Below are 26,283 nucleotides of genomic sequence, written 5' to 3' on the forward strand. Positions count from 1 at the left end.
GTCTAGAAGACCAGGTCGAAGTAGTTCGCCTTGGCGCGCACGCCCGCGCACGCCTCCAGCCGCGCGTTCCAGTCCCGCGTGGGCAGCGAGCCGCGGGCATCGAAGACCAGCTCCAGCGAGTCCTCGCGGGCCATGTCCAGCAGGTTCACCGCGCCGCTGCCGGTGAGCCGGATGGACTGCGTGGGCGACGTGTTGGCGCGGCGGTACTCGCCGATGAGGATGCTCTCGCTGGTGCCCGGACGGACCACCGAGACGCTCGCGCGCTCGATTCCGCTCAGGTCCGTGCTGGACGTCACCTCGAAGACCTTGAGGCGCAGCTCCGTCTCCACGTCGGTGTCCTGCGGGAGCACCTCGTCGAAGTCACCCAGGGGGAAGTCGAGCGAGTACTGGAGGCTGAGGGTGCCGGGGAGGGCGGCGGGGAAGTCGACGTCGGGCTCGGCCTTGCAGATCTCCTCGGCCTCCGCCTCGATGAAGAAGAGGGAGTCGCAGCCGGTGGCGGCCAGCGCACAGGTGGAGAGCACCAGGGCGCGGAAGGTATTCGTTCGCATGGTGTGTCTCCAGACTCAGAAGAAATAGAAGAGGAAGCCCACCTTCACGGAGGGGATGGTGGCGCGCACGGTGAGGTTGCGCGCGGTGATGTCCGACTCGCCCGTGGCGTCTTCGATGAGCGCGCTCGCGTCGTCCACGCCCATGCGCACGTAGCTCAGGCCCAGGTGCAGGAAGAAGTTGAAGCGGCTGGAGGCGCCGATTTCGAGCCCCACGCTGCCGGCGACGTAGTCGTAGCTGATGTCGCGGATGGAGGACGTGGCCGACGTGGGCGTGGCCCCCAGCCAGTCCACCACGTCGTTGTAGTCGGAGCCGAGGTAGTGCCCGCCCTCCACGTTGATGGAAGGGGAGATGAACGTCTGCATCGGCAGGATGCTGAGGCCGCCGCGCAGGCCCAGGCTCAGCGTGTTGGTGGTGGGGCCCGCCTGCAGTCGCAGCCAGGGCAAGGGCTTGAAGACCGCGGACACGCCGATGCCATGGGGCGCGCCCGCATCCACCAGCAGTCCCAGGCGGTAGTGCTCCGAGCCCCCCGTCTCCTGTGCGTGCGCGGCGCCGCCGGTGGCGACCGCCACGAGGCCAGCCAGGGCCGCGCCATGTCGTCGGAGGAATGCCGCACGTCGTCTCGTCGAAGGTGTTGCCGTCGTCATGTGCTGTTCCACGAAGGATGTCCGGCCCGGCGACCATCATTCGGCGGCACGCGCTGAAACGGAAGTCGCGTGGACGAAAATGATGTGCCCTCGTGTCCGAGGCGGGGAAAGCCCTGGCTTTCCCGCGCGGGTTTTCCCGGCGGAGCGGAGCGCTGCCGTGACATGCGGGGCAGGCGGGCGCGAGCCACCCACGCGCTCCGACTTCTCAACGCGGAGACTCGCACGCGCGGTGAAGAAGCGGTTAGAGTTCAGCTTCCAACAGAGCTCCAGGGGGCGAGGATGTCTCACAACAAGGTCACCGCGCGGAAGCTCACGTCGGGCCTCGGGTTGCCGACGGGTGAGGCCCACACCCTGGTCCTCAAGCGCCGCGCGGCCGTCGTGGTGGAGCTGGACGACCTCAACTTCCACTCCGGCAGCGCCGTGCTCCTACCCGCGCCCCATGCGCGCGAGAACTGGCGCGAGGGCCACACGGGGGGACTGACGTGTGTCATCCGCGCGCTCGAGTACGCGCTGGAGAAGAAGCAGACGCTGCTCGTCGCCGGGCACACCGACAGCGTCGGAGGGGATGGCTCCAACCGCGCCCTGTCGAAGGCCCGCGCCGAGAACGTCCACCACTTCCTCACGGGCGACAAGGCGGGCTGGGCGGCCTCCTGCGCCGAGCACACCGTGCAGGACTATCAGACGGTCCTCACCTGGGTGGCGGACGAGTACGGCTGGAGCTGCGACCCGGGTGGCATCGATGGGCGGCACGGCTCGCGCACCACGGCGGCGCTCACCGCGTTCCGCAAGGGCGTGGAGGCCGCGCACGGCTCGAAGCCGCCGGACTCCCGTGCGCCGGGCGTGGAGGACTGGAAGGCCGTCTTCCAGCTCTATGAGACGTATGTCGCCGGCCGCGTGGACCTGAAGGCCGCGAGGGGCGCGCTGAGCTTCGCCACGCCCGCGGTGCTCGGGTGCGGCGAGGACTGGCCCATCGAAGGGCAGGGCCAGGACAACCTGCGCTCGCAGGTCAACCGACGCGTGGAGCTGGTCTTCTTCGAGGAGCCGCCGCCGGACTTCTCCCGCCAGAGTCCTCCGGGCGCGCAGCTCTACGGTGCCCAGGCCGGCTACCAGCGCAGCTATCTGCCCATCACCCCGCGCCACACCTTCTTCTTCTCCGTCTGAGGCGCTTGTCGCGCCGTCACCTCGCGTGGAGCCACCATGCCCGTTCCGGAAGTCCTGAGACTCTACGGACGTACCGACGTGTTGACCGCGGTGGGAGACCAGCAGCCGCCCACCAGCGCCCCGGCGTGGAACGCGGCGACGCGCCACCGCGACGTCACGCGGACCATCACCCTGCACTACACCCACGGCTGGGTGGCGGGGAACTGGCAGGCGCCCTCCACGGACTGGTACGGCGCCACCTTCAACATCGACCTGGATGGGACGCTGTTCCAGTGCGAGGAGATGATTGTCCGCACCAACCACGTGGGCGGTGCGCCCGACTTCTCCGGGCAGTACAGCTTCGTCAACCTCACGTCCATCGGCGTGGAGCTGGCGCGCTTCGGCAAGATTCAGCAGGGCCCCGCGCTCTACAGCGTCAATGGCTATCCTGGCATCGACTTCCAGACGGTGGCCACCTTCCCGGACGAGTGCGACTACAGCATGCATCCGGGCTCGAAGACGGGCGGCACGCGCCGCTTCAAGCTGGGCAAAATCAATGGCGGGACGGTGCTCCAGAGCACCAGCGCCAACCGCGCCTACTACTACATCAAAGTCGCCACGTTCGACGACGCGCGCAATGACAACCGCGCCACGTACCCGCTGGACGTGCTCTTCACCGAGGAGCAGTACCAGACGCTGGTGAAGTGGGCGAAGTGCATGTGCGAGATGAATCGCATCCCCAAGGCCTTCCTGCTGCATCCGGCCACCGGCGTCGAGCAGCCCTGGATTGACGTCCAGGACCTCATCGAGCTCAACACTCCCGCGGTGCTCCAGAACAAGGAGCGGGTGCGCTCCTTCCAGGGAATCATCGGGCACAACAACATCCAGGCGGACCGCTCGGACCCGGGCGCGTCCATGGACTTCTACCGGCTCAAGCGCGGCGTCAGCGACGAGTGGTGGTACCCCGTCAACCTGGACGACACGACGCGGGCGCTGAACTACCTGGAGACGGCGCGCTCCGCCGACTACATCGCGATGACGGCGTACAACGTCGCCAGCCGTCGCGAGGACTACTTCACCGCCTGCGAGGGCACGGGCGGCGGCTACTTCCCGGTGGGCCTCAATCGCCTGTGGCACGGCGGCGTCCACCTGGCTTCGGGGGAGAACGCGCGGCCCGTCTACGCCATGGCCAATGGCCGCATCGTCGCCGCGCGCGTCGCCAACGGGCTGGTGCAGGGAGTCGAGCCTCGCTACAGCCGCTGCTTCGTGCTCGTGCGCCACGAGGTGCACGTGCGCGAGGACGCGAACCGCGCGGGGGAAATCGACTACGGGGCCGACTCCACCGAGACGGTCTATTCGCTCTACATGCACCTGCGGCCGAACGTGATTGCGCGGAGCGATGTGGGGGCGCCGGTGGTGGACTACGCGGCGCATCCGGACTGGCTCAATCACTACCTCATCGACCATCCGACGGACCGGGCGCCCGACAACGGCGACATCTTCTATCCCGACCAGACCGTGCTGCTCAGTGACCTGGTGGGCCACTCGGGCACGTACATCACCGGACTGGATGCCACCGGGCCCGTGTATGGGCCCACGGTGCACGTGGAGGTCTTCACCACCGCGGACGTGTCCCGGTTCGCCGACAGCCCGTGGGTGGAAGCCGCCAACCGGATGGAGGACACCACCGAGGACCTGGTCTGTGATTTGCCCGCGTTGGATGACTGGCTCCAGGGGCGGGGCTATCCGCCCATCACCCAGGTCGATGTCCGCACCGCGGTGAGCGACTTGCGCCAGGTGGCCGTGCGCTTCCGCAGCGAGTGGAGCCTGGAGACGCGGGAGCAGCTCACGCAGACCATCGTCGTGGGGCAGCCGGCCGTCGAGGTGGCGCTGACGCAGGCGCTCACCAACGAGCAGTGGGAGGCGAACATCCGTCCCCTGTGCTTCCACACGGACATGCAGGCAGCCGCCACCGAGGCCGTCATCGGGCCCTTCCTGGGCGACTCGCACGTCTGGCACCTGCACCCGCTCGTATTCATGCAGTGGATGAACGAGCGCGTCGCGCGGCACGAGCAGATTCTGCGCTCCCAGGACAAGACGCGCGGACAGGTGGCGAGCACCATCGCCGTGGAGAACGGGTACGTGGTGCGCTTCGTGAATCCCGTGCCCTCCGTGGCGCCGGCGCAGGGGTACGCGGAGGTCCGGTGGAATGACAACCTCTATGAAGTCACGGTGGACCGTCTCTGTGATTTGACGGCGCTGGCCGCGGCGCCGCAGCAGACGACGCGCTTCCGGATGCGCCTGTTGGATGCGCTGGAGATGATCAACGACCGTCAGCACGGCGTCACGGTGCTGCTGAGCCATGTGGCGGTGGAGGTCAACGCGCTGAGTGCCCGGGCGGGACAGCACCTCGCGGGGAACGCCGTGGATGTGCGCCCCGGCAATGGCACCACGGTGGCGAACTGGTTCGAGTTCTTCCAGACGGTGCAGCGCGTGGTGACGTACCTGAACAACCGCGAGGGCGCGGGCTCCGTCGTGCTGGAGATGTTGCAGGACGCCGACGGGACGGTTCGAGCCCAGGTGGACGCGACGGCGAACAGCCGGGAGTGGCTGACGCGGCTGCGCGCGGCGACGGCCGCCACGGATGCGCTCCTGACGGCCGTCACCCCCGAGTCCGCCACGCTCCAGGCCGAGCTGGGACAGATGCGCCTCCACCTGCACGCACCCTGAGGTCGGTGCCAAGATGGTCCCCATGCGCGCGAGCGACGAACGTCAACGGTCCAAGTGGTGTCCGCCTGGGAGGCTCGTCATGGCGAGCGGATTCGTGACGGAGGGCCGACGCAATCCCGCGCTGCTCGGGAGTCGCGGGAGGTCGTCCATGGGGCGTCGGGTGAGCGTGGTTCCTTCGCGAGGGGCCGGAGCCCGAGGCGGGGCAGTGTCGTCCTGGCGAACGTCGGAGGGCGTGGTGTGGCGTCTGGCGCTCGGGTGGATGGTGGTGGTGCTTCCGCTGCTGACCGGTGCCTGTCGGCAGGCGGTCGCCGCCGAGTCGTCCCCGCCCGCGCCTGTCCTCCAACAGCGGTCCTCGGTGGCGACGCCTGGCACCCCACCGTCCTCGACCGGACCCGTTCCTCCGCCACAGGCCGTGGGGACGCCACCCGCCACCGCGTCCGCTCAAGTCCCGCTGTTGCTCGGCGTGGACCCCACCCAGGCCATCCAGGACACGGAGTCGGCGTTGCAGTCCGTGCGCGCCGCCGTCGGACGCAAGGACTTCGCCTCGGCGGCACGGGACATCGAAGCACTCCTCCAGGCCGACCTCCCGCGCTTCGCCTCCCTCTGGACGAATGACGCCGGGCTCGCGCCGCTGCGTGACAGCGAGCCCGGACGGGCGTTGGCGGCGCGACTGCCTCGGCTCGAGGCCTCCTGGCGCACGGCGCTGAACCAGGGCCTTCCCCTGGTGTGGTGGAAGCCCGCCGCGCCACGGAGCGAGGAGGGCGACGACTCGGAGGCGTTCACGACGCCGCCTCCCGCGTTGCTCCGCGCGGGTGTCTATCTGCCCAAGCAGCGTCGCTTCCTGCCGGCGGGGCCCCAGGAACCCGGCGTCATCCTCGCGCGTCTGTCGGTCGACCGCGCGAGTGTGCTGCTCGTCCGGGGAACCCTGGGGTTGGGCCTGACGTCGATGCTCACGGACCTGGAGGTGAGCATCCGTGATGCCGTGACAGGCAACCCGATGACTCCCGTGCGGAGCCCCGCTCCGGACTATCGCGGCCCGGAGGCGCTCCAGTGGAGCGAGGCCCGAGGCAAGTGGGCCTTCCGCGTCCAGAACGGCGACCAGACGAATCCCACGCTGCCCCAGTTCAGTGGATGGCGCGACGTGGCCACCGACGGCAAGTGGAGCATTCGCTCGGTGTCGGCCCACGGAGAGCTCATCTCCGAGGGCTCGGTGCTGCTCGGGCTCCCCGATGGCTGGGTGAGGGATGGGAAGATGCTCGTCGAGGAGTCGACGCGTCGGAGCATTCCGCACAACACCGAGCCGGCGAAGCACCGCTTCCTCCAGGCCGTGATGGTGGGCGACACGCTCTGGTTGTCGGCCGTGGAGTCCTGGTGCGACGCCTCGACGCCGGAGCCGACGAGCATCCTCCGCCATGTTGTGGAGCGCATCACCCGCGACAACAAGCGCGTGCGCGTCCATGAAGGGCCCGGCGGCGCTTCGCTCATGTCGCTGGGGGAAGGAGGCCTCATCGTGCAGGTCGACAAGGAGGCCCGGCGGTTTCTCGCGAGCGTGACGACATGGAAGGAAGCGACGGCCCTGCCGGAGGGCGTGCTGCTGACCACGCCCCTCCAGCCCAAGGTCTGTCACTCGCTCTGACGCTGTCCATCCTCCACGCGAGTCCCTGGCTCAGGGCCGCGTGGGTGCTGTCGGCTCGCGCCACAGGGGCAGGGTGATGCGGCTGCCTCCGAGCCAGGTGATGTCGAGCGGCACTTTCGCGTCGGCGATGGACTCGCTGCTGACGTCCTTGCCGGTGCCGTCATTGAGTTGCGCCTGCTTGTTGATGGCGAGCATGTCGGGGCATGGAGGCTCGGCGAGAGGGTCGCGAAGATGACGCTCGAGCGGGCGCTTCTTGTGGCTTCGTGTGCGGAGAGCGCTTCACGGACATGCGCGTCCACCGGAGCCGCGCGCGGTGGAGGTGTGCGGGGGGCGCACCCGTTCGGTTCACGAGTTCGCGTTGGCTCTGTGCTCCGTCCGACGAAGCACGTGTCACGCGCGCCAGCGTGTTGAGCCCGCGACGGCGGCTCCGTCCTTCGGACCAATTACCGCGGCCCGCAGCCGATGCCACCTTGCCTGCCCGGACGTCACTGGCGATGCAGGCACGTGAGCACCGGCCCAGGACCTCGGGGGACCGGATGATCGACGAAGTCGATCTGCGTTTGAAGTCGTGGGCAGGCCGAATCGCTGGCGATGCACCCGTGCATCTGGGGGCACCGGACCGTGAGGCCGTTGAGCGCGGCGTGTGTCTGTACCTGCTGGAGCTGGGGCCCGCGCCTCCCGCTCGAGGCGGGCGCCGGGTGCCGCTGCAGATCTCCGTCTGCTACCTGGTCACCGCGGGCGCGGAGTCACCCGAGCTCGCCCACCGCCTGTTGGGGGAGCTGGTCTTCTCGGCCATGGAGGAGTCGGAGTTCGAGGTGGACCTCACGCCCGTGCCCGCCACCGTCTGGGCGGGGCTGCGCATCCCTCCGCGTCCCGGCTTCCGGGTGCGCCTGCCCGTGCGCCGCGAGCGTCCGCAGCCCATCGTCCACCGCGTGCGCTTCCCCGTCATCACCCAGGCGGTGCCCGCCGAGGCGCTGCTCGGCTGTGTCGTCGGGCCCGGTGACGTGCCCATCCCCGGTGCGTTGGTGGAATTGCCCGGGCTGAGCCTGGTCACTCGCACCGACGACAAGGGCTGCTTTCGTTTTCCCCGCGTGCCGCCAGTGGCCACGCTGGGGCGGCTGGAGGTGCGAGCGAAGGGGGAGTTGCTCGCGCTGGGGCCGGAGGCGCTCGCCTCCGAGCCTCAACCACTGCTCATTCGCCTGCCGCTGAAGGAGGACTGACGTGCCGACGAGCTACCTGACGCCTGGCGTCTATGTGGAGGAGGTTCCCAGCGGAACACGCTCCATCCAGGGCGTGGGCACCACCACCGCCGCCTTCGTGGGCCGGGCGCCCGCTCACGGCGCCCGGCTGAATCAGGCGGTGCCCGTCAATGGCTGGGCGCAGTTCGTGAAGGAGTTCGCGCCTCCCGGCACGCCAGGCACGGCCCTGGCCCGCGCGGTGTATGGCTTCTTCGAGAACGGTGGCCGGCGCTGCTTCATCGTCAACATCGGCGACAGCGAGAGCATCGTCGGCGACGCGCGCAAGCGGCAGGGCGTGGCGGTGTTGGAAGAGGTCAGCGAGGTGGCCATGGTGGCCGCGCCCGGCTTCACGAACCCCGCGGCGTGGGACGCGCTCCTGTCCCACTGCGAAAAGATGAGAGACCGCATCGCCATCCTCGACGCGCCCGAGGACGTCGAGGAGGTGGAGCGCCTCACGAAAATCTACTCGGGCGACGAGGGCGCCGGCATCCGCTGCCGCATGTCCGACCAGGGCTACGGCGCCTTCTACTACCCGTGGTTCTCCACGCCGGACCCGCTCGGCGACGGGAAGACCATGGTCAACGTGCCGCCGTCCGGGCACATCGCGGGCATCTACGCGCGCACGGACGTCACCCGGGGCGTGCACAAGGCGCCCGCCAACGAGGTGGTGCGCGGGGCGATGCGGCTGGTGCGCGACGTGACGCCGGAGGAGCAGGGCGAGCTGAACCAGATGGGCGTCAACTGCATCCGCTACTTCCCGCGCGGCGGCATCCGCGTGTGGGGCGCGCGCACGGTGGCGGACGCCGCCAGCGAGTGGCGCTACGTCAACGTGCGCAGGCTCTTCAACTTCGTGGAGGAGTCCATCGCGCTGGGCACCAACTGGACGGTGTTCGAGCCGAACGACCCCACGCTGTGGAAGTCCATCCACCGCGACGTGAGCGCGTTCCTGCTGCGGCTGTGGCGCGACGGCGCGCTGATGGGCCGCACCAAGGAAGAGGCGTTCTTCGTGCAGTGCGACGAGCAGACGAACACGCAGGAGACCATCGACGAGGGCCAGGTCATCGCCGTCATCGGCCTGGCACCGGTGAAGCCCGCGGAGTTCATCATCTTCCGAATCGGCCAGCATGCGGGCGGGGCGGAAGTGGAGGAGGTGTCCAATGGCTGAAGCCAAGGCTCCCGAGGCGGCCCCGCCGGAGCAGGAGGCGGGCGCGCAGCCCGGCGCGCGCGCGGACCCGTTCCGCGCGTACAACTTCAAGCTGCTCATCGACGGGGTGAACGAGGGGCACTTCACCCAGTGCACCGGCCTGGAGGTCGAAGTCGCCGCGCTGCACTACCGCGAGGGCGGCGCGGGACCGGTGACGCGCAGGCTGGCGGGGCCCGTCACGCACGGCGACATGACGCTGCGCTATGGCGTCACCCAGTCGCCGGAGCTGTGGAACTGGTTCCTCGCGTCGATGAACGGCGTGCCGCAGTGCAAGAACGTGTCGGTGCTGCTCTTGGACATGGATGGGGTGACGGAGAGGCTGCGCTGGAACCTCAACGATGCCTGGCCGAAGAAGTGGCGGGCGGCGCCGCTGGATGCGCTCGGCCAGCAGATCGCCATCGACTCACTCACCCTCGTCTTCGAGTCCATCACCCGTGGCTGAGCCCGCGCGCGGACCCGTGCCCGGCGCGTGGCTGCGCGCCGTTGCCCGGAAGATGAAGGCGTGGGCGGAGTCCGTCCTCTCCGAGGAGGAGAGCGACTTCGCCGCCGCGCTCGCCCAGGCGCGCGTGCCGCCCGAGCTCGCGAGCCCCTCTTCCATCGACGGTGCCTCCACCGCCTCCACGCCCGTCACGGTGACGGCGCCTCCCACGGGGCTGAGTCCGCCGGAGCACTGGATCCGCGATGTCCAGGGGCGGCGCACCCAGACGCCTCCCGCGGACTGGGTGGCCCGGGTGCGCAAGGTCGCGCCCCATCTCGTGGAGGGACTGGCGGAGCCGGAGGCGCCGCTCCCGGTGAGTGAGTCCCACCAGTCGTTCCGGGCGCGGATGCTGCGCGCGAGCGAGCCCGACAAGTCCGCCTCCGCGCGGCCCGCGCCGGTTCGCGACGCCTCGCGGCCCGCCGTGCTCCCCGCGCCCTCCTCCCGCCGCGTCGCGCCGGGTGCTCCCGTGGAGCCTGTTGCCCCGGTGTCGATGCGGCGCGAGGTCAGCGGCCAGGGCCCCGTGAGCGCTCATCACGAAGAGCCGTCGCGGGCCTCGAAGCTGAAGCCCCTGGCGCCGGCGCATCCCTTCTCATCGCCTCCCGCGACACCTGCTCCCGTGGTGTCGGGGCGGTCCTCCAGTGAGGGGCCCGTCACTCCCGTCCCCACGCCGATGATGGGAGGGCCGCCCTTCGCCAATCCGGTGATGGTGGCCGCCTCGCCCGCGTCTCCCTGCGAGGTGTGCGTGCCTCCGCTGGGTGAAGAGGACCGAGAGCGGAGCCTGTGCGCCTCCGGATTTCACCAGGGCATCTCCGCGTCCCAGGCGCTGGAGTTGCAACGCGAGGGCACGAGCGGAATGTCCTTGCCTCCGCCGCGTGCCTTGCCCCGGTCCACGGGCGAGCCGTGGCGTGTGCGTCGAGGCCCGGACGAAGTCCAGGCGCGGGAGGCCGAGGCGGTGCGCCGGGATGTGTCCCACGAACCCACGCCTCCGTTCGCGCCACGCACCTGGACGGATGCGGAGGAGCACTCCGCCTCGCGCTTCGCCACCCCGGTGGGAGATGAGCCACATGGAGCCTCCGAGGATGCCGCCCCGTCCGAGCACGCCTCCTGGCCGGAGCTCCCCACCGCCCTGACTCCGGAGTCTCCGGACGTCGCCGAGGAGATTCGGCTGTGGACGCGGCTGCGCCGGCTCGAGCGCGAGCAGCGGGGTGACTGATGGAGCGCGTGGCCTTCCTCATCGAGCCGAGCGGTGAGCGCATCGGGTGTCTGCTCAACCCGGAGACGCTCGTCCTGCGCCGGGAGGCGGGCCTGCGTCCGAGGCGCGCGCTGGGCGGCTCGTTGCCATGGGGTGGGCCCGGGGATGACCCGCTGCTCTTCACCGGAGGAGGCACCACCGAGCTGACGTTGGACCTGCTCTTCGACGTCTCGCTGTCCGGCTCCACGTTGGAGACGGCGGACGTGCGTGACTTGACCGAGCCCTTGTGGCGGCTGGCGGAGAACGGCCTGCGCGAGGACGGTGGCATGCGGCCGTCGCTGGCGCGGGTGGTGTGGGGCAAGCGGACCCAGTTCCTGGGCGTGGTGGCCGCGATCGCCGAACGCCTGGAGCACTTCACCGCGACGGGAGCACCGCGTCGCTCGTGGCTGCGCCTGCGAATGGTGCGCGTGGAGGACGAGACAGGTGTGCGGCAGCCGGTGACGAGCGGCGAGCCTCCGGACCCGGACGTGGTGGCCGCGGCCCTGACACCGGAGGACTACGAGGCGCACACGGTGCTCGGGGCCCAGGAGGGCGAGGACGGCACGCCCGCCTCGGGACAGCGCCTGGATGAAATCGCATACCAACGCTACGGCGACCCGTCGATGTGGCGCCTCATCGCCGGGCTCAATGGCATCGCCGACCCCTCGCGCGTTCCTCCTGGACAGGTGCTGCGCCTGCCCACTCCAGAGGCGCTCCGGAGGGTGCTGTGAGCCAGGTGCGGGGGCTGCCCGAGCTGCGCATCGAGGTGGGCGGCGCGCCGCTGCCGACGGGGGACTTGCGCTCCCTCGCGTCCATCCAGGTGTCGCAGCGACTGGCGCTGCCCACGCAGTGCGAGCTGACCTTCACCGACCCGCGCGGCGTGCTCGCCACGTCGGGCCTTCCTCCGGGAACCTCGCTGCGCGTGGCGGCCTCGTCCTCGCTGGAGGACCTCTTCCTGGGAGAGGTGACGGCCGTCGAGTTCTCCCATGCGCGGGGCGGAGCGCGCGAGGTGCGGGTGCGCGGCTATGACGTCCTGCACCGCCTGCGCAAGCGGCAGCCGGTGCGCGCGCACGTGCAGGTGACGTTGGAGGACCTGGCGAAAGAACTCGTCTCGGGGCTGGGCCTCTCCGTGAAGGCGGCGTCACCCGGGCCGCTGTGGCGCTACCTCATCCAGCATGGCCAATCCGATTTGGAATTGCTGGTGGAGTACGCGGACCGCTGTGGCCTGTTCCCGGTGCTCCATGGCGACACGCTGCGGTTGATGACGCTGGAGGGCGAGGGCGCGCCCGTGTCGCTGCTCCTGGGCGAGTCGCTGCTGGAGGCGTCCATCGAGATGAATGGCGACGCGGCCTGCCGCGAGGTGTCCGCCGAGGGTTGGGACGTGCTGCGCGCGGAGGCGCACGCGGGGCGCGCGGATGTACCTCGCGTGGGGCGGGACGTGGAGGCGGGAGTCTCGCCAGAGTGCGTGGGCGGAGAGTCGCGTCGCTCGCTGGTGGACGAGGCGGCGGAGGGTATCCCCCACGTCGAGGCCGCGGCGCAGGCGGAGCTGGACCACCGGGGCGCACGCGAGGTGGTGCTCACCGCCCTGGCCGAGGGCGACGCTCGGCTGCGGCCGGGCACGCGGGTGGACGTGGCGGGTGTGGCCGCGCTGGTGGCGGGCCGCTACGTGCTCACCAGCGTCATGCATCGCATCGACGCGCGGCAGGGCTTCGTCTCGGAGCTGTCCTCCGCGCCGCCTCCGCGAAGGCCTCGGGCTCGCGCCTCCGCGGTGACGCTGGGCGTGGTGAGCCGGGTGGATGACCCGGATGGACGGGGCCGCGTGCGCGCGACGCTGCCCGCATACGGAGGCGTGGAGACGGACTGGATGCAGGTGCTGGCGGCGGGCGGCGGCTCCGGCAAGGGGCTGATGCTGCTGCCCGACGTGGGAGACACGGTGCTGCTCGCCTTGGGCGGCGAGGACCCGGCGCGCGGCGTGGTGGTGGGCGGGCTGTACGGAGGCGGGGGGCCTCCGGACGCGGGCGTCGAGGGCGGTTCGGTGAGGCGCTACACGCTGCTGACGACGGGCGGGCACCGGCTGAAGCTGGACGACGAGAGCCGCACGCTGCGCCTGGAGGACGGCACCGGCAGCTACCTGGAGTTGTCACCGAAGGGGGTGCGGCTGCACTCGAAGGTGGCGATGGAGTTGGAGGCACCCGGGCAGGACGTGGTCATCCGTGGACGGTCCATTGACTTCCGGAGGGGCTGAATGCGCCTGCTGACCGTGGACGCGCTGGTGGTGTGTGCCCATGAGCTGGGGCGCGTGGGGCTGGTGAACTCGCAGCCCTGGGTGACGGTGGAGCGCCGGCCGCTGCTCGTGCGCGCGGACCCGGAGGGCCGTCCCATTGGCGGGTGTCCCAACATCGGCCCCACCATCAAGCCCTGCACCACCACGTTGAAGGTGCAACAGGGTTACTCAACGCTCGTCACCATCGACGGCAAGCCCGTCTGCCTGGACACGTTGATGGGGCTGACGGACGGCACCCCGCCCGGCATCGTGAAGTACAAGGTCAACGCGCCCGGCCAGACGCTGGTGACGGAGGAGCGATGAGCGGGCCTCGCTTCCGCACCTGGCGCTTCGCGCACCCGGACTTCGAGATGGCGGAGAAGTCCGGCCTGCGCGTGGCTCCCACCGGCCGCGTGGAGATGGTGGAGGAGCACGCCTCCATCCGTCAGGCCGTGCTGCTGCTGCTCACCACGGTGCCAGGGGAGCGGGTGATGCGCCCGGACTATGGCTGTGAGCTGCACAAGCTGCTCTTCGCCAACAACGACGACACCACGGCGGGGCTCGCCATCCACTACGTGCGCCGCGCCCTGGACCGGTGGGAGCCGCGCATCCAGGTGCTGCACCTGGACGCCACCCGGAGCGCGGAGGACGGCTTCCGCCTGGACGTGTCCGTGGAGTACCGCGTGCGCTCCACCGGCCGCACGGAGCGGCTGGCGTATCCCTACTCGCTCTCGGGAGGCCCGACATGACGTCGTTGCCGACACCCCGGCTCGACGACCGGAGCTTCGCGCAGCTCGTGGAGCAGGCGCGCTCGCGCATCCTCGCCCTGTGTCCCGAGTGGACGGACCTCACGCCGCACGACCCGGGCATGGTGCTGGTGGAGGTCTTCTCCCACCTCACCGAGACGATGCTCTACCGGCTCAACCGGCTGCCGGAGAAGGCGTACGTGGAGTTCCTCCGGCTGCTCGGCGTGCGCCTCCAGCCGCCCGCCGCCGCGTCGGTGCGCCTGCGCTTCTCCCTGGCCCGCGCCTCCGAGCGCCCCACGGAGATTCCGCGCAACACGCCCGTCACCCTGTCGCGCGCCGGCGCGGGCGTGGAGCCCGTCGTCTTCCACACGGCGGACGCGGTGACGATTCCGCCCGGTGCCACCCAGGTGGAGGTGCTCGCCTACCACTGCGACCCGGTGGACGGAGAGAAGGTGGGCGTGGGCACGGGCCTGCCGGGCCTCACCGTGCAGGTGAAGCGTCCGCCCATCGTCGCGCCCACTGGGGACTCGCTGGACCTCGTCGTGGGCGTGGAGGCGGGACCCGGCGAGCTGGATGCGCGAGCGCCGGCCCGTCGCCATGACGGCCGCACCTTCCGCATCTGGCGCGAGGTGGAGAACTTCGCGGCGCTGGGCCCGGACGAGCCGGCCTATGTCGCGGACCGGATGACGGGCACCCTCACCTTCGCGTCCTCGGTGCGACTGGCGAACGAGGCGGGCGAGCTGAACGAGCCGCGCACGCTGGCGGCGGTGCCCGGCGTGGGGCGGGAGATTCGCGTCTGGTACCGGCGCGGGGGTGGCGCCTCGGGCAACGTGGCGGCGGGCACGCTGGAGGTGCTCAAGGCGCCCCTTCCGGGCTTGAAGGTCACCAACCCCCGCCCCGCCACGGGCGGTCGGGTGGCGGAGACGCTGGAGAACGCGCTCCTGCGCGGGCCCCAGGAATTGCACTCGCTGCGGCGCGCCGTCACCGCCGGGGACTTCGAGCTGCTGGCGCTGCGCAGCTCCGGCGCGGTGGCGCGCGCCAGGGCCGTCACGCTGGCGCAGCTCTGGTCGCATGCCCCCGCGGGCACGGTGGAGGTGTTGCTCGTCCCGCATCTGCCGCCGGAGGTGCGCGGCGCTTCGGGCGAGGGAATCACCGAGGCGGCGCTGCGCGAGCACGAGACGGAGGAGGCCCGCGCGCGCATCCACACGGAGCTCGATTTGCGCCGTCCGCTGGGCACCACCTGCCATGTGGAGTGGGCGCGCTACAAGACGGTGCGCGTGCAGGCGCGAGTGGTGGCGCACCGCGAGGAGGACACGGCGGCGCTGCGCTCGCGCCTCACCGAGCGGCTCCACCAGGTGCTCACGCCGCTGCCCTCGGCGCTGCAGCCGGAGGGCTGGCGCTTCGGCCAGGCTCTGCGGGCCTCGCACGTATACGACGCGCTCCTGGCCGAGCCGGGCGTCAGCTACCTCGACAAGGTGCGCCTGCTGGTGGACGAGGTGCCCCGCGAGGTGCGCACGCTCGCCGCCGACAGCTTCCAGCCGGGCACCTTCTACGCGGGCGGCGGCGAGACGTTGTTCCGCACGGTGAACGACGCGGACGGCTGGGAGCGGGCGGGCCTCTTCCCCGGCGAGGACGTGGACGCGGTGGAGGCGCATCCCCAGCGCGCGGGCCTCGTCGCCGCGTGCGCGCGGCTCGTCTCCGACTCGAAGCGCTCCCGCATCCACATGTCCTACGACTGCGGCGAGACGTGGGACGACACCACGCACACGCTGGACGCGGTGGAGGACCTGACGTGGGCGGAGCGCGACGGCGTGCCGGTGCTGCTGCTGGCCACGCGCGTGGGTCTGTTCGAGCTGGTGTCGCGTCCGGGGGCCACGCCCATCCAGGTGCTGGTGGACCCCGCCAATCAAGACCTGGGCTTCTACGCGGTGGCCGCGACGACGGACGTGCGCGGCGCGGTGAACGTCGCGGTGGCGGCCATGGGCACGCGGGGCGTCTTCCTGTCGAGCGGCGGTGGACGCGGAGGCACCTTCCGTCCCATCGGCCCCAAGGGCCAGGACGTGCGCGTGCTGGAGGTCCAGAAGGACGGGCCTCGCTCCTTCCTCTGGGCGGGCCTGGCCGCGGCCAGTGGCGCGGACCCGGGCAAGGGCGCGCTCTGCTGGGAGCTGATGGGCAGCGCGGACCCTCCGGATGGGTGGCGCCCCTTCGACAGGAACTGGGATGGCGGAAGCTGTCTGGCGCTCGCGTTCAGCGGCTCCACGGTGTACGCGGGCAGCCACCGCGTGGGCGTGTTGTGGGTGGACTCGAGTCGCCCGGGCGCTTCCTGGCGGCGTCCCGACGTGGGCTGCGGCCTGCCGCTGCGCGAGGCGGAGCGCCTGTTCCAGCCCGTGTTCGCGCTGGCGGCCTCGCCCACGGGTGCGCCGCTGCTCGCGGGAGGACCGGACGGCGTCTTCCGGCGTCCCCGGGGCAGCGAGCGCTATGAGCCCGTCTCCACGCGCGAGTTCACCGAGAAGGTGACGCTGCCGCCCACGTGGCTCCTCAGCTCCGGCGCGCATACGCTGGAAGTGGTGACGGACGATGCGGAGCCCTGACATCCAGCGGCTCCTGCCGGGCGTCTTCCAGCGCACCGTGCTTTCGGGCTCGCCGCTCACCGCGCTCCTGGCGGTGATGGAGGCGCTGCACGCGCCCAGCGAGGACGTGCTCATGCGGTTGGAGTCCCACTTCGACCCGCGTCGGGCGCCGGACCGCTTCGTGCCGTTCCTCGCCCGTTGGGTGGGCATGGACCTGCCCGTGTCGACGGGCCTGGGGCGGCTGCGCGAGCTGGTGGCGCAGGCGGTGGAGATATCGCGCTGGCGCGGCACCGCGCGCGGCCTGCGGTTGTTCCTCACCACCGCCACCGGCCGCACCGACTTCCAGGTGGACGACGCGGTGCCCGGCGCCGACGGCAGGCCCCGGCCCTTCCACGTGCTGGTGCTCGCGCCCTCGGCGGTGGCCACCCACCGGCTGCTGCTGGAACGAATCATCGAGCGGGAGAAGCCCGCGTACGTCACCTATGAGCTGCGCTTCGCGCAGCCGCCTCAAGGAGCCCGTTGATGCCCCGCGCCTTCGACATCACCGCCGTGACGGACTCCGTCCGTCTGAACGCGACGGGACAAGGGGAGGTGGCCTTCACGGTGTCCAACGCGCTGCGTGCCCCCGTCCGCGCGCGGGCGTCCGTCGTCCCAGGCCCCGGCGCGAAGGCGGAGTGGGCCACCATCGCGAACGGCGACGAGCGGGACTTCGCGCCGGACGGCACCCAGCAGCTCAACGTGCAGCTGCGCGTCCCGCCAGGGACACCGCCGGGCCGCTTCACCTTCCACCTGCTGGTGGTGGACGTGACGAACCCGGACGAGCGCTACGCGGAGGGGCCCGCCACCGCCTTCGAAGTCGTCGCCGCGCCACCGCCCAAGAAGCCCTTCCCGTGGATGTGGGTCGCGCTGGCGGCGGGCGTCATCCTGATTCTGGGGACGGTGATTGGCCTCCTCTCGGGGGGCGGCGCGAAGCTGAACGAGCCCTGCCCGGATGGGGAATGCGACAAGGGGCTCACGTGCACGAGTCCGGATGGCGGCGCGTGCCTGGTGTCCGCGGGCAAGGCCTGTGACGGCGGCGCGATGTGCTCCACCGGCTTCTGCGACAGGCGGGGCGAGTGCCAGCTGGCGCTGGGCCAGACGTGCGCGAGTCAGGGTGACTGCCCGGGACCGCTGAAGTGCACGGAGGTGCCCGGCTCCCGGCTGTGTCTGCTCGAGTCCCAGCAGGACTGCGAGCGCGACAGCGACTGCTCCAGCTTCTACTGCCGCGCCGACGGCAAGTGCAGTCGGGATGACGGGCGCTGCGAGAGCAACGTGGACTGCCGCCAACCGGCGATTTGCGGCACCACGAAGCTCTGCCAGCTCCCGGATGGCCAGCCGTGCCGGTCCAACGAGGTCTGCCTCTCCGGCTTCTGCGCGGGCACCTGCCAGGTCGCCCCGCTGGGCTTCCAATGCCCGGGCCCGTGCCCCAACTTCACCGTCTGCAGCAATGGCCAGTGTGTCTTCATCCGAGGCCAGGTCCTCAACCAGGAGATGCTGCAGGTGTCCCCCCAGAATGCGGAAATCATGCGGCAGATGCAGCGACAACAGCGTCTGCAACAGGAGCTGCGCCAGCCGCAGGTCCAATAAGCCCGCGCCATGCCCGAGCTGAAGCCCATCCATGTCGTGCTCATCCTGGCCATCGTCGCCATCGTCGCGCTCTATGTCCTGGGTGTGGGCCTGGGCGCGAGGGATGAGTCCGCGAGCCGCGAGAGTCCCACGAAGAGCGCGCAGGAGCTCCGGGCTCGGTTCATCAAGCCCAAGCCCGTGGACGCCGCGGAGCTGGCCGCGACGTGTCCCCTCCAGGAGGGCGTGTTGACGCTGCCAAGCGGCGGCGGCTGTCGGGTGGACGTGAAGGCGTCCGACACGCGGCTGCGCACCCTGGAGCTGGTGCTCCGGCCTCCCGGCGTGGTCAGGGTGGAGCTGGTGTCCCGGGGCAAGCCGTCCGTGCCGGCGAAGTTCGATCCGCTCAAGGAGTCGAAGAAGCTGGATGTCATGCAGGAGGGCGCGGACCTCCAGGTGACGTGCCTGGGGGCTCCGCCACAGCGCCCCATCTGCGAGCTGGGCCTGCGGTGAGCCTCGGGTGCTTCAGGCCGGCGCCGCGCGCTTGAGGCGCAGCACCTTGACGATGGACACCAGCGCGCCCACCAGCAGCAGCACGGCCCAGATGAGGCCGAGGATGGCGACGATGATGGCGCCCACCGCGTCGGTGATGCTGACGAGGATGATGGGCACCAGCCCGTGGAGGAAGGACACCACGGCGTTGGCCAGGAGCGACGTGAGGTAGAGCAGCACCAGGCCCTTGTTCTGGAGGAAGCGCTGGTGCGCGAGCACCAGGCACACGCCCGCGGCGAGCTTGAGGAACATCAAGAATCCCAGCGTGCCGGCCGCGCCTCCCCGGTTGAAGAATCCCCACACGGCCAGATAGGCCAGCGTGCCGAAGGGCACCGAGGCCACGAGCGTTATCATCGTGAGCGTCAGCGCGATGGCGGCCAGCAGCAGGCCGAAGCCGGTGAGCAGCGCCACGACTGCGCCGATGAGCGTGGCCAGGCCCTGCACGCGTCCCTGCACCCGCTCGGGGATGATGAGGCTCGCGCCCATGAGGGCGAGCGTGAGCAAGAGGAGCGCGTCCACCAGGGCCAGATAGGGAATGCCCAGGCCCGGCGTGGGCGGGTTCTCCTTCTGCGTGCGCACCACGTCGGAGGGGTCCACGTCCTCGCCGTCGCAGATGGCGGCGTGCAGGGGACGGCAGTCCTCCGGGAGCCCGGGAATGGAAGCGCAGGGCTTCGTGCCGCTCAGCGCCGAGCAGTCCGGCGACTTCTGGGGCAGCAGGATGGGCGAGCCCACTTCCACGAGCACGCAGAGCGCCAGCAACACCAGCGAGGCGATGAGGAAGGGTCTTCGCATGCGGTCCATGCCGCGCCCCCCGGCAAGGCGCGCCCCGAGCGGCGCGTGAGCGCGAGCCTAGGCATGGTGGATGGGGATTCCCTCGTGTCGCCGTCGGGACTGTCCTGGGTCGCACGGGCCCTGCTCCCGGGGGGAGGGCCCGGCGGGCTATGCTGCGAGGGCAATGTCCGAACGCAACCGAATCGGCGCGGTGACGACCGAGTCGCGCCCGTCCGAGGGGGACCTGCGCCGCCGCCTGGAGGGGCGCGTGGAGTTGATTGAGTCCGCCCTCCACCGCTATCGCCTGCTCCACGGGACACTGGCCTCGCGCGGCTGGTGGCGGACGCTGCGGGAAGACCCCTCGCTGATTCAGGGCGTCCTGGATGTGGAGCCGACGCTGCTGGAGGCGCTGGAGCGCACCGAGCGGCGCGGCGGACAGGAGGGCTGGCTGGAGGGCTCGTCGATTCCGAGGACCGTGGGTCAGGTGCGCGAGGTCCGCGAGCGACTGACGCTGCGCGTGCGGAGCGTGCTGTTGCGCCGGAGCCTCGCGCCGGAGTCCCTGTCGCTGGAGGATGGGCTGCGAAAGCTGGAGGAGGTCAGCTCCCAGGAGGTCTCCCTCAAGCGGATGCCGGGAGAGCCCTTCTCGCTGCGCATCGGCGCGCCGGACGGGTCGTCGCAGTCCGTGGCGTCCCTCGTCCTGGCCCTGGGCTGGTTGGTCCTCCTGGTGGGGATGTTCGTGCTGCTGGTGCTCGGCGAGAGGGGCGTGGCGCTGGTGGGTGGCGGACCGGCGCTGGGCGGGTTGTTGATAGCGACGGTGGTGTTGCAGCGAAGGAGTGCCCCGGGCGTCGTCTGGCTCACGCCGGAGCGCCTGGTGTGGATTGCGCCTGGAAACGAGCCCCCGGCGGCCGTGCGGTTGGACTCGCTGGCGGACAATGGAGTCATGCTGGATGGACCCGAGGGAACGGTCTGCGTGCGCGGAGACCAGTTCATCCGGTTGAAGGGGTTCACTGTCGCGGGCGCCAGTCGGCTGCGCGTCCTGCTGGAACTGTTTCGCGATGCCCGCATCCGGGAGCAAGCGTCCCGGGTGGACCGGCAGGTGGAGCTGGTGTCCTTCGAGGCGCGGCTGCGTCGCGACGGGGCGTGGCTCTCGGGCCGCGCCGTGTTGCTGGGCCGTGGCGTCTTCTTCCTCCGGGACTTCGACCAAGGCGCGGTCTTGTTTCACGCGGCAACGGGACGGAATCTGCCGTTTCATTTCGACTTGGGGTTGGTTCTGGAGGGACTGAGCTGGCAGCCCGAGGCGGAGCTGGATGCGTACCTCGCGAGGGCCGCGGCGGCGACGGGGGGCGCGGCCTGGTCCTCGGGGGATGCACGGGTGGCCCAGGACACTCCTTTGGAGCAGCAGGTTCACATCACCCGGGGCGCGGAGGTCCTCGTCGGCCGGTTGGCGCCATCGGATCTGGAGAGCGGCTATCGTCTGGTGCGTGCCTGGCGCGAGGGCCGCCAGGGTTCGAGCGATGAGGACCGGCGCAAGGTGGGCAGCGGCTCATGAGCGAAGGTATCCGCACCCGGGCGGAGTCGTCGGAAGGACCCACACCCGAGGATGTTCGCGTCCAGCTCGAGGGCCGCGCGGAGGTGTTGGAGGCGGCGCTGCGGCGCGACGCCCTTCTGGAGTCGGTGCTGAGCGGCCCGGGGTGGAAGCGGCGGTGGCGCGAGCAGCCCATGCTCGTCCCGGAGTGGCTGGAGCAGGAGTCCACCGTCGAGGAGGCGCTGGAGCGAACGAGTCGGCGCGCGCGGGTGGAAGGCTGGGCCGACACGCTGCCGGTGATGAAGGGGCTGCGGAAGCTGGAGGCTCGCCGGGAGCGACTGCGGACGCTGGTGCGCAAGCGACTGTCCCGGCTGGTGTCCGTGGCCGGTGCCCCCGTGCTGAAGGTGGAGCTGGCGCGGCTGGACGGGTTGGTGCGCAAGCGGACGATGCTGTCGCTCGGACCCGGAGAGGTGCTGCTGTTCCAGTCGGCCCGGTCCTCGCCGATCTCCCTGGGGCAGACGGTCCCGCGCTCCCTGGCCCTGCTGTATTCGCTCGTGTGTGTGCTCCTCCTGCCGCTGCTGGGGAAGGGCTGGGCGATGGTGGCGCTGGTCGCGCTCATCCTTTCTCCGGTGTTCTGGCTGTGGGCCCGGTCGGGTCGCGTCTGGATGACGAGCAAGCGGCTGTTGTGGATGCCGACGCTCGGAGAGGCGGTCTCCGTCCCCCTGTCCACGATTGCTCCCGGAGGTGTCCACCTGGGGAAGGGCCCCGCGTTCGATTTGAAGGTGGACGGTGAGCCACGGTTCCAGATGTCAGAGCTCGCGGACTCGGAGGCGCTCGCGACGCTCCTGGAGCTGCACAGCCAGCCACCCCTGCGCGGGCTGGTGCGCTCCGGGGTGCGGCTCGGGGATGTGGTGGTCTTCTTCGGTTCGCTGGAGGAGGAGGGGAAGGTGGCCCGCCCCGGGTGGGCCGTGTTGCGTCCTGGCGGGGTGAGCTTCCTTCCGGATGAAGCGGGTCGTCAGGTGCTCTCGGTGGTGACGGGGCGGGAGTCCGCGCTGGAGGCGGAGGTGGGCCAGGTGGTGGAGCAGCTCCGCTGGTTGTCCGGCGAGGAGTTCGACGCCTGGCTGACGAAGCTGGTGACGTCCACTGGGGGCGTGAGCTGGTCGGCCCAGGACTCCTTGTTGAAGCGGGACAACACACCCCTGACTCAGGTGTTCCGCGTCAGCCGCGGCTCGCAGGTCCTGAAAGGGGAGGTGGAGTGGTCCGCGCAATCCAACGCCGAGTGGATTCTCCGCACCTGGCCGGACGCCGCCACACGAGAGCAGAAGAGCGCCCGGAAGTGAGTGCATCCCCTTCCGGGGCGCCCAGGCGCGCGAGGGCTCAGCGCGTGACGGCGTACTGGAGCAGCACGACGCCGGTCTGGTAGACCTTGGTCGACAGCAGCTCCAGATTGACGTGCGAGCCCAGCCGCGAGACGAGGGGGATGCCCGCGCCGAGCAGCACCGGGTTCAGCTTGACGAGGACCTCGTCGACGAGGCCCTCGGTGAGCAGTTGAGCGGCAAGGGTTCGCCTGTCGTCAGCGCGCGGGAATGCGAATCACATCCCCAGGATGAGCCCCACCTGGAGGTCGTCCTCCGCGTCCACGTTCACCTCCGGGTCGCTGTCGTCCACGTCGTAGCCGTGGAGGGACATTCCCGGAGGCAGCGCCGCGCCGAGGCACGGAATCTGTCGAGGCTCCGCGCCCACGCCGTCGCCATCCAGGTCCGGATAGAGAACCACCCAGCGCGAGCGCTCCACGTCCGCGTCGTCGCAGTCGTTGCCCGTGGCCTTCGTGAAGTAGGGCGCGGGCAGGGTGTCCGCCGCGCAGAGTCCACCCTGTTCGGGTGTCGTGGCGCCATCTTCATCGCGGTCCACATGGGCGTAGGCGTGCTGCCGCCAGCGCGTGGCATCGTCATCCGCGCAGTCAGTCCCCAAAGCCGACCCAGGGGCGGGTACCTGGCCGTTGGTGCACAGCGACTCGGGCTCTCCAGCGCCCACGCCGTCTCCATCCTCGTCACTCCAGGACTGGACCAGGGTGTGTCGCGCGGCGCTCGTGTCGTCGCAGTCCCGGCGTTGCTCGAACACCTGGTAGCCCGGAGGCAGCGCCGCGCCCGTGCAGAGTTCTCCCGACTGGGGCACCGTGTAGCCGTCCCCATCCGCGTCGCGATGCGCGTACGTCAGCCGCTGCCAGTCGCTGGGGACCGTGGGAGCGCAGTCCGTGTCCACCGTCGAGTAGCCCGCCGGCACCGTCATTCCCGCGCACACCGTCACCCGCGCGCCCGCGCCCACGGTGTCCCCATCCTCGTCGGGGTGGACGCTCCAACTCACCCGGACGGAGGCGTCGTGGTCGTCACAGTCGAGTCCGTTCGGCCAGAGGGCGTAACCCGTGGGCAGGGCCGCCCCGCTGCACCGCACGCCATTCTCCGGCACGGTGTCCCCATCTCCGTCCGCGTCCCGGTGCGCGTAGCCCCGCCACTGCCAGAGCGTCCTGTCCTCCGGGGCGCAGTCCTCGCCCTGGAGTGAATGGTCCGGGGGAAGCCGGGCACCCAGGCACTGGAACGACAAGGGCCCGGCGCCGAAGCCGTCGCCATCCGTGTCCACGAAGACGCCGCGCTCCTGCCACGTCGACGGGTCCATGTCATCGCAGTCCGCACCTTGAGGTTGGGTGGAGTAACCCGAGGGCAGGGGCTGTCGGTCGCCCAGGCACAGCGTCCCCGAGGACTCCACGGTGTGGCCGTCTCCGTCATTGTCCACGTACGCGTAGGCGCGGAGCACGGAGCGCGTGGCATCAAGAGGCGCGCAGTCCCCCTCCACGAGCGAGAAGCCGGTGGGCGCGGGCCTGCCAGCACAGGCGACGACGCGAGGTCCTTCTCCGACGTCGTCCCCATCCGGGTCGGGCCAGGCCCAGGTGGCCGCCTGGAACCGTCCATCCTGGTCGTCACAGTCCGAGGGCCCCGCCTGCTGGAGGTATCCGGAGAGGGCCGCTCCCGCGCAGACGTCCACGGGGCCCGGGGCGGTGGCCCCGTCGCCATCCAGGTCCGGGTACAGGCCCGTGAGCAGCAACCACCGGCTGGCATCCGCCGGAGCGCAGTCCCCGGTCCGTGGGGCCCAACCCGGAGGCAGGACATTGGGCGCGCACACCGTCTGCGCGGGGCCTTCGCCCCAGCCATCACCGTCCGTGTCCTGGAAGGCCGACACCTCGCGCCAGCGCATCCTGTCCTCCGGGGCGCAGTCCTTGTCGTCCGGGACGTTGTCCCGGTCCCGGTCTGGTTGCTCCGCGCCGCCGCCCAGGCCATCGCCGCAGCCAGCCTGAAGGCCGGCCATGGCCAGCGCGAGCGCCAGCCAGACTCCTCGCATCGTGTCCATGGAGAAGACCGTCTTCCGTCAGGGTGCCGGCGTCGCGGCCCGGCGAGTCAGCTTGCAAGTGACCATCTGCCCCCGGAGCTTGAGCGTCATCTCGAGGAGGTAGGCCCCGGGCTTGTTCATCACCAGCAAGGCCATCCGGTCACAGCGGGAGATGTGCTGGCTGTTGTCGTAGTTGCTGGGCGAGTAGGGGAAGCTGAACTCCAGCGTCCGGGGGGCGCTCTCTCCCTGGAGGACGCCGGTCACCTGGATGGTGTCCGCGTGGACGACCTCGTAGCTGTCCACCGTCTCGAAGACGTAGGGCAGGTCGAACTGGGGCTCCTCGGCCGCCGCCAGCGCGGAGGGCGTCAACGTCAGGGTGGCGAGCAGCAGGGTGGCGGCGCGGAGGACTCGGCTCGGGTGCATCTTCGGGAATCCTGAAGGTGGGTGGGATACGGGGACGCCCCGGCAGTCCGACAGGCGTCGCCTGCGTATACGCAGCGAGCCCATTTTCCTGGGCCGTCCGGGGTGATTTCCGGGCGACCTCCCACGCGCCGGGGCCCTCGCCGCACCTTGTCACGGGGTGGGACCTGCAATACGCCTGGGGCATGTCCAGCGCCTCGCTCCCCGCCGACTTCCTCCGCGCTCTCTCCGAGGGCTTTCCCGCCGACTTCCTCACCCAGGACGCGGAGGAGTTGAAGGAGTACGGGCGCGACTGGACGCGCGTATACGCCCCGGCCCCCAGCGCGGTGGCGCTGCCCCGCACCACGGACGAGGTCGCCCGACTGCTCGCCCTGTGCCACCAGCACGCCGTGGCGGTGGTGCCCTCCGGCGGGCGCACGGGCCTGGCGGGCGGCGCGGTGGCGGCGAAGGGCGAGGTGGTGCTGTCGCTCCAGCGCATGGCGCGCCTGGGCCCGGTGGACCTGCTCGGCAACACGGTCCGCGTGCAGGCGGGCGCGGTGACGGAGGCGGTGCACCGCCACTGCGCCGAGCATGGCCTGACGTGGCCGGTGGACTTCGCCTCCAAGGGCTCCAGCACGGTGGGCGGCAACATCGCCACCAACGCGGGTGGGGTGAAGGTCATCCGCTACGGCCTCACCCGCAACTGGGTGTTGGGCCTCCAGGTGGTGACGGCGGACGGCCGCGTGCTCGAGCTCAACGGCGCGCTGGAGAAGAACAACACCGGCCTGGATTTGCGCCAGCTCTTCATCGGCAGCGAGGGCACGCTGGGCGTCATCACCGAGGCCACCCTCAAGCTGACGCAGTTGCCCGGCAAGCAGGACGTCTTCCTCTTCGCCGTGCCGGACGTGGCCTCCGTGCTGCGGCTGTTCCGGGACGCGCGCCAGCAGACGGCCTTCCTCATCTCCGCCTACGAGTTCTTCACGGACCGGTGCCTTTCGCGCGTGCAGCGCCACCGCAAGCTGCGCTCCCCCTTCGAAGCGCCCAGCGGCTGCTACGTGCTGCTGGAGGCGGAGCCCCGCGACGCGGCGGCGGTGGAGGCGTGGCTGGGCTCGCTCTTCGAGCGGGGGCTGGTGACGGACGGCACGCAGGCGCAGGGCGCGGCCCAGGCCGCGGAGCTGTGGGCGCTGCGCGAGGGCATCAGCGAGAGCCTGTCCGCCACGGGCCTGCCCCACAAGAACGACATCTCCCTGCCCGTCGCGGGCCTGGAGGCGTTCTGCGCGGAGCTGGAGGCCGTCTTCCAGTCGCGCTACCCGGGGTGGGAGATCTGCCTCTTCGGCCACATCGGCGACGGCAACCTGCACGTCAACGTGATGAAGCCGGACGCGCTGGACAAGGCGGAGTTCCTGGCCCACACGAAGCAGGCGGACCCCACCATGTTCGAGCTGGTGCGCAAGCACGCGGGCAGCATCTCCGCGGAGCACGGCATCGGCCTGTTGAAGAAGGACTACCTGGGCTACTCGCGCTCCGAGGAGGAGCTGGCCCTCTTGCGCGCGCTCAAGCGGACCCTGGACCCCCGGGGCGTGCTCAACCCCGGCAAAATCCTGGACGCCTGAGCGCGCCTGCGGGC

24 protein-coding genes and 1 pseudogene are annotated in these 26,283 nt (G+C 70.8%); 18 read left to right on the forward strand and 7 right to left on the reverse strand.

Annotated elements, in window-relative coordinates; all coding sequences use genetic code 11:
• Positions 1 to 2: 2 nt before the first annotated feature.
• Both G4D83_RS33935 and G4D83_RS33940 read right to left on the reverse strand, forming a co-directional pair.
• Complete coding sequence (locus tag G4D83_RS33935) at positions 3 to 548, reverse strand: hypothetical protein (protein ID WP_163869025.1); 546 nt, start codon at positions 546 to 548, stop codon at positions 3 to 5.
• A 15-nt stretch (positions 549 to 563) separates the two neighbouring features.
• Positions 564 to 1,118, reverse strand: coding sequence for a hypothetical protein (locus G4D83_RS33940; RefSeq protein WP_240356904.1), 555 nt, complete (start codon positions 1,116 to 1,118; stop codon positions 564 to 566).
• Positions 1,119 to 1,472: 354 nt separating this feature from the next.
• Between G4D83_RS33940 and G4D83_RS33945 the strand changes: the two genes are divergently transcribed.
• The 3 genes from G4D83_RS33945 (at position 1,473) to G4D83_RS33955 (ending at position 6,699) form a co-directional block, all read left to right on the forward strand.
• Positions 1,473 to 2,354 (forward strand): OmpA family protein, encoded by an 882-nt coding sequence (locus G4D83_RS33945; RefSeq protein WP_163869027.1) that lies wholly within the window; start codon positions 1,473 to 1,475, stop codon positions 2,352 to 2,354.
• A 36-nt stretch (positions 2,355 to 2,390) separates the two neighbouring features.
• Positions 2,391 to 5,063 carry an N-acetylmuramoyl-L-alanine amidase gene (locus G4D83_RS33950; protein WP_163869028.1) on the forward strand — a complete coding sequence of 891 codons (2,673 nt, stop codon included), beginning with the start codon at positions 2,391 to 2,393 and terminating at the stop codon, positions 5,061 to 5,063.
• Positions 5,064 to 5,268: 205 nt separating this feature from the next.
• The gene (locus tag G4D83_RS33955; RefSeq protein WP_163869029.1) at positions 5,269 to 6,699 is read left to right on the forward strand and encodes a hypothetical protein; all 1,431 of its coding nucleotides are present in this window, start codon (positions 5,269 to 5,271) and stop codon (positions 6,697 to 6,699) included.
• Positions 6,700 to 6,729: 30 nt separating this feature from the next.
• Here G4D83_RS33955 and G4D83_RS33960 read toward each other — a convergent pair whose 3' ends face one another.
• Positions 6,730 to 6,894, reverse strand: coding sequence for a hypothetical protein (locus tag G4D83_RS33960; protein ID WP_163869030.1), 165 nt, complete (start codon positions 6,892 to 6,894; stop codon positions 6,730 to 6,732).
• A gap of 341 nt (positions 6,895 to 7,235) precedes the next feature.
• On the opposite strand from G4D83_RS33960, the gene G4D83_RS33965 reads away from it, so the two are divergent.
• The 12 genes from G4D83_RS33965 to G4D83_RS34020 are packed head-to-tail and all read left to right on the forward strand — an operon-like array spanning position 7,236 to position 18,541.
• Positions 7,236 to 7,919: a carboxypeptidase-like regulatory domain-containing protein gene (locus tag G4D83_RS33965; protein ID WP_163869031.1), complete on the forward strand. Its 684-nt coding sequence runs from the start codon at positions 7,236 to 7,238 to the stop codon at positions 7,917 to 7,919.
• A gap of 1 nt (position 7,920) precedes the next feature.
• Complete coding sequence (locus G4D83_RS33970) at positions 7,921 to 9,102, forward strand: phage tail sheath family protein (RefSeq protein WP_163869032.1); 1,182 nt, start codon at positions 7,921 to 7,923, stop codon at positions 9,100 to 9,102.
• Positions 9,095 to 9,583, forward strand: a complete 489-nt coding sequence (locus G4D83_RS33975) for a phage tail protein (RefSeq protein WP_163869033.1) — start codon at positions 9,095 to 9,097, stop codon at positions 9,581 to 9,583. The genes G4D83_RS33970 and G4D83_RS33975 overlap by 8 nt, the downstream gene beginning before the upstream one ends.
• Positions 9,576 to 10,832, forward strand: a complete 1,257-nt coding sequence (locus G4D83_RS33980; RefSeq protein WP_163869034.1) for a hypothetical protein — start codon at positions 9,576 to 9,578, stop codon at positions 10,830 to 10,832. Before G4D83_RS33975 ends, G4D83_RS33980 begins: the two co-directional genes overlap by 8 nt.
• Positions 10,832 to 11,581, forward strand: a complete 750-nt coding sequence (locus tag G4D83_RS33985) for a CIS tube protein (RefSeq protein ID WP_163869035.1) — start codon at positions 10,832 to 10,834, stop codon at positions 11,579 to 11,581. Before G4D83_RS33980 ends, G4D83_RS33985 begins: the two co-directional genes overlap by 1 nt.
• The gene (locus G4D83_RS33990) at positions 11,578 to 13,095 is read left to right on the forward strand and encodes a phage baseplate assembly protein V (RefSeq protein ID WP_163869036.1); all 1,518 of its coding nucleotides are present in this window, start codon (positions 11,578 to 11,580) and stop codon (positions 13,093 to 13,095) included. The genes G4D83_RS33985 and G4D83_RS33990 overlap by 4 nt, the downstream gene beginning before the upstream one ends.
• Complete coding sequence (locus G4D83_RS33995) at positions 13,096 to 13,437, forward strand: hypothetical protein (RefSeq protein WP_163869037.1); 342 nt, start codon at positions 13,096 to 13,098, stop codon at positions 13,435 to 13,437.
• Complete coding sequence (locus tag G4D83_RS34000; protein ID WP_163869038.1) at positions 13,434 to 13,862, forward strand: GPW/gp25 family protein; 429 nt, start codon at positions 13,434 to 13,436, stop codon at positions 13,860 to 13,862. The genes G4D83_RS33995 and G4D83_RS34000 overlap by 4 nt, the downstream gene beginning before the upstream one ends.
• Positions 13,859 to 16,450: a putative baseplate assembly protein gene (locus tag G4D83_RS34005; protein WP_163869039.1), complete on the forward strand. Its 2,592-nt coding sequence runs from the start codon at positions 13,859 to 13,861 to the stop codon at positions 16,448 to 16,450. The genes G4D83_RS34000 and G4D83_RS34005 overlap by 4 nt, the downstream gene beginning before the upstream one ends.
• Positions 16,437 to 16,952, forward strand: a complete 516-nt coding sequence (locus tag G4D83_RS34010; protein WP_163869040.1) for a phage tail protein — start codon at positions 16,437 to 16,439, stop codon at positions 16,950 to 16,952. The genes G4D83_RS34005 and G4D83_RS34010 overlap by 14 nt, the downstream gene beginning before the upstream one ends.
• Positions 16,952 to 18,055 carry a hypothetical protein gene (locus tag G4D83_RS34015; protein WP_163869041.1) on the forward strand — a complete coding sequence of 368 codons (1,104 nt, stop codon included), beginning with the start codon at positions 16,952 to 16,954 and terminating at the stop codon, positions 18,053 to 18,055. Before G4D83_RS34010 ends, G4D83_RS34015 begins: the two co-directional genes overlap by 1 nt.
• A 9-nt stretch (positions 18,056 to 18,064) precedes the next feature.
• A complete protein-coding gene (locus G4D83_RS34020) occupies positions 18,065 to 18,541 on the forward strand; it encodes a hypothetical protein (protein ID WP_163869042.1) in 477 nt (158 codons plus the stop codon).
• A gap of 12 nt (positions 18,542 to 18,553) precedes the next feature.
• On the opposite strand, the gene G4D83_RS34025 is transcribed toward G4D83_RS34020, so the two are convergent.
• Positions 18,554 to 19,372, reverse strand: a complete 819-nt coding sequence (locus G4D83_RS34025; protein WP_205522782.1) for a hypothetical protein — start codon at positions 19,370 to 19,372, stop codon at positions 18,554 to 18,556.
• Positions 19,373 to 19,535: 163 nt separating this feature from the next.
• Between G4D83_RS34025 and G4D83_RS34030 the strand changes: the two genes are divergently transcribed.
• Together G4D83_RS34030 and G4D83_RS34035 are read left to right on the forward strand one after the other, a co-directional pair.
• On the forward strand, positions 19,536 to 20,900 hold the full coding sequence (locus tag G4D83_RS34030) for a hypothetical protein (RefSeq protein WP_163869044.1): 1,365 nt from the start codon (positions 19,536 to 19,538) through the stop codon (positions 20,898 to 20,900).
• Positions 20,897 to 22,216: a hypothetical protein gene (locus tag G4D83_RS34035; RefSeq protein WP_163869045.1), complete on the forward strand. Its 1,320-nt coding sequence runs from the start codon at positions 20,897 to 20,899 to the stop codon at positions 22,214 to 22,216. Before G4D83_RS34030 ends, G4D83_RS34035 begins: the two co-directional genes overlap by 4 nt.
• Before the next feature lie 37 nt (positions 22,217 to 22,253).
• Here the strand turns inward: G4D83_RS34035 and G4D83_RS34040 are convergent.
• The 3 genes and pseudogenes from G4D83_RS34040 to G4D83_RS34050 form a co-directional block, all read right to left on the reverse strand.
• Positions 22,254 to 22,427 (reverse strand): annotated as a pseudogene (locus tag G4D83_RS34040) (dihydrofolate reductase family protein); the annotation flags it as partial.
• 42 nt (positions 22,428 to 22,469) lie between these two features.
• Positions 22,470 to 24,278, reverse strand: a complete 1,809-nt coding sequence (locus G4D83_RS34045) for a hypothetical protein (RefSeq protein WP_163869046.1) — start codon at positions 24,276 to 24,278, stop codon at positions 22,470 to 22,472.
• 18 nt (positions 24,279 to 24,296) lie between these two features.
• Complete coding sequence (locus tag G4D83_RS34050; protein ID WP_163869047.1) at positions 24,297 to 24,680, reverse strand: hypothetical protein; 384 nt, start codon at positions 24,678 to 24,680, stop codon at positions 24,297 to 24,299.
• Between the two features lie 182 nt (positions 24,681 to 24,862).
• Here G4D83_RS34050 and G4D83_RS34055 point away from each other — a divergent pair, with 182 nt between their 5' ends.
• The gene (locus G4D83_RS34055; RefSeq protein WP_163869048.1) at positions 24,863 to 26,269 is read left to right on the forward strand and encodes an FAD-binding oxidoreductase; all 1,407 of its coding nucleotides are present in this window, start codon (positions 24,863 to 24,865) and stop codon (positions 26,267 to 26,269) included.
• The last annotated feature ends 14 nt before the right edge of the window (positions 26,270 to 26,283 follow it).

Source organism: Myxococcus eversor (assembly GCF_010894455.1).
Lineage (GTDB): Bacteria > Myxococcota > Myxococcia > Myxococcales > Myxococcaceae > Myxococcus > Myxococcus eversor.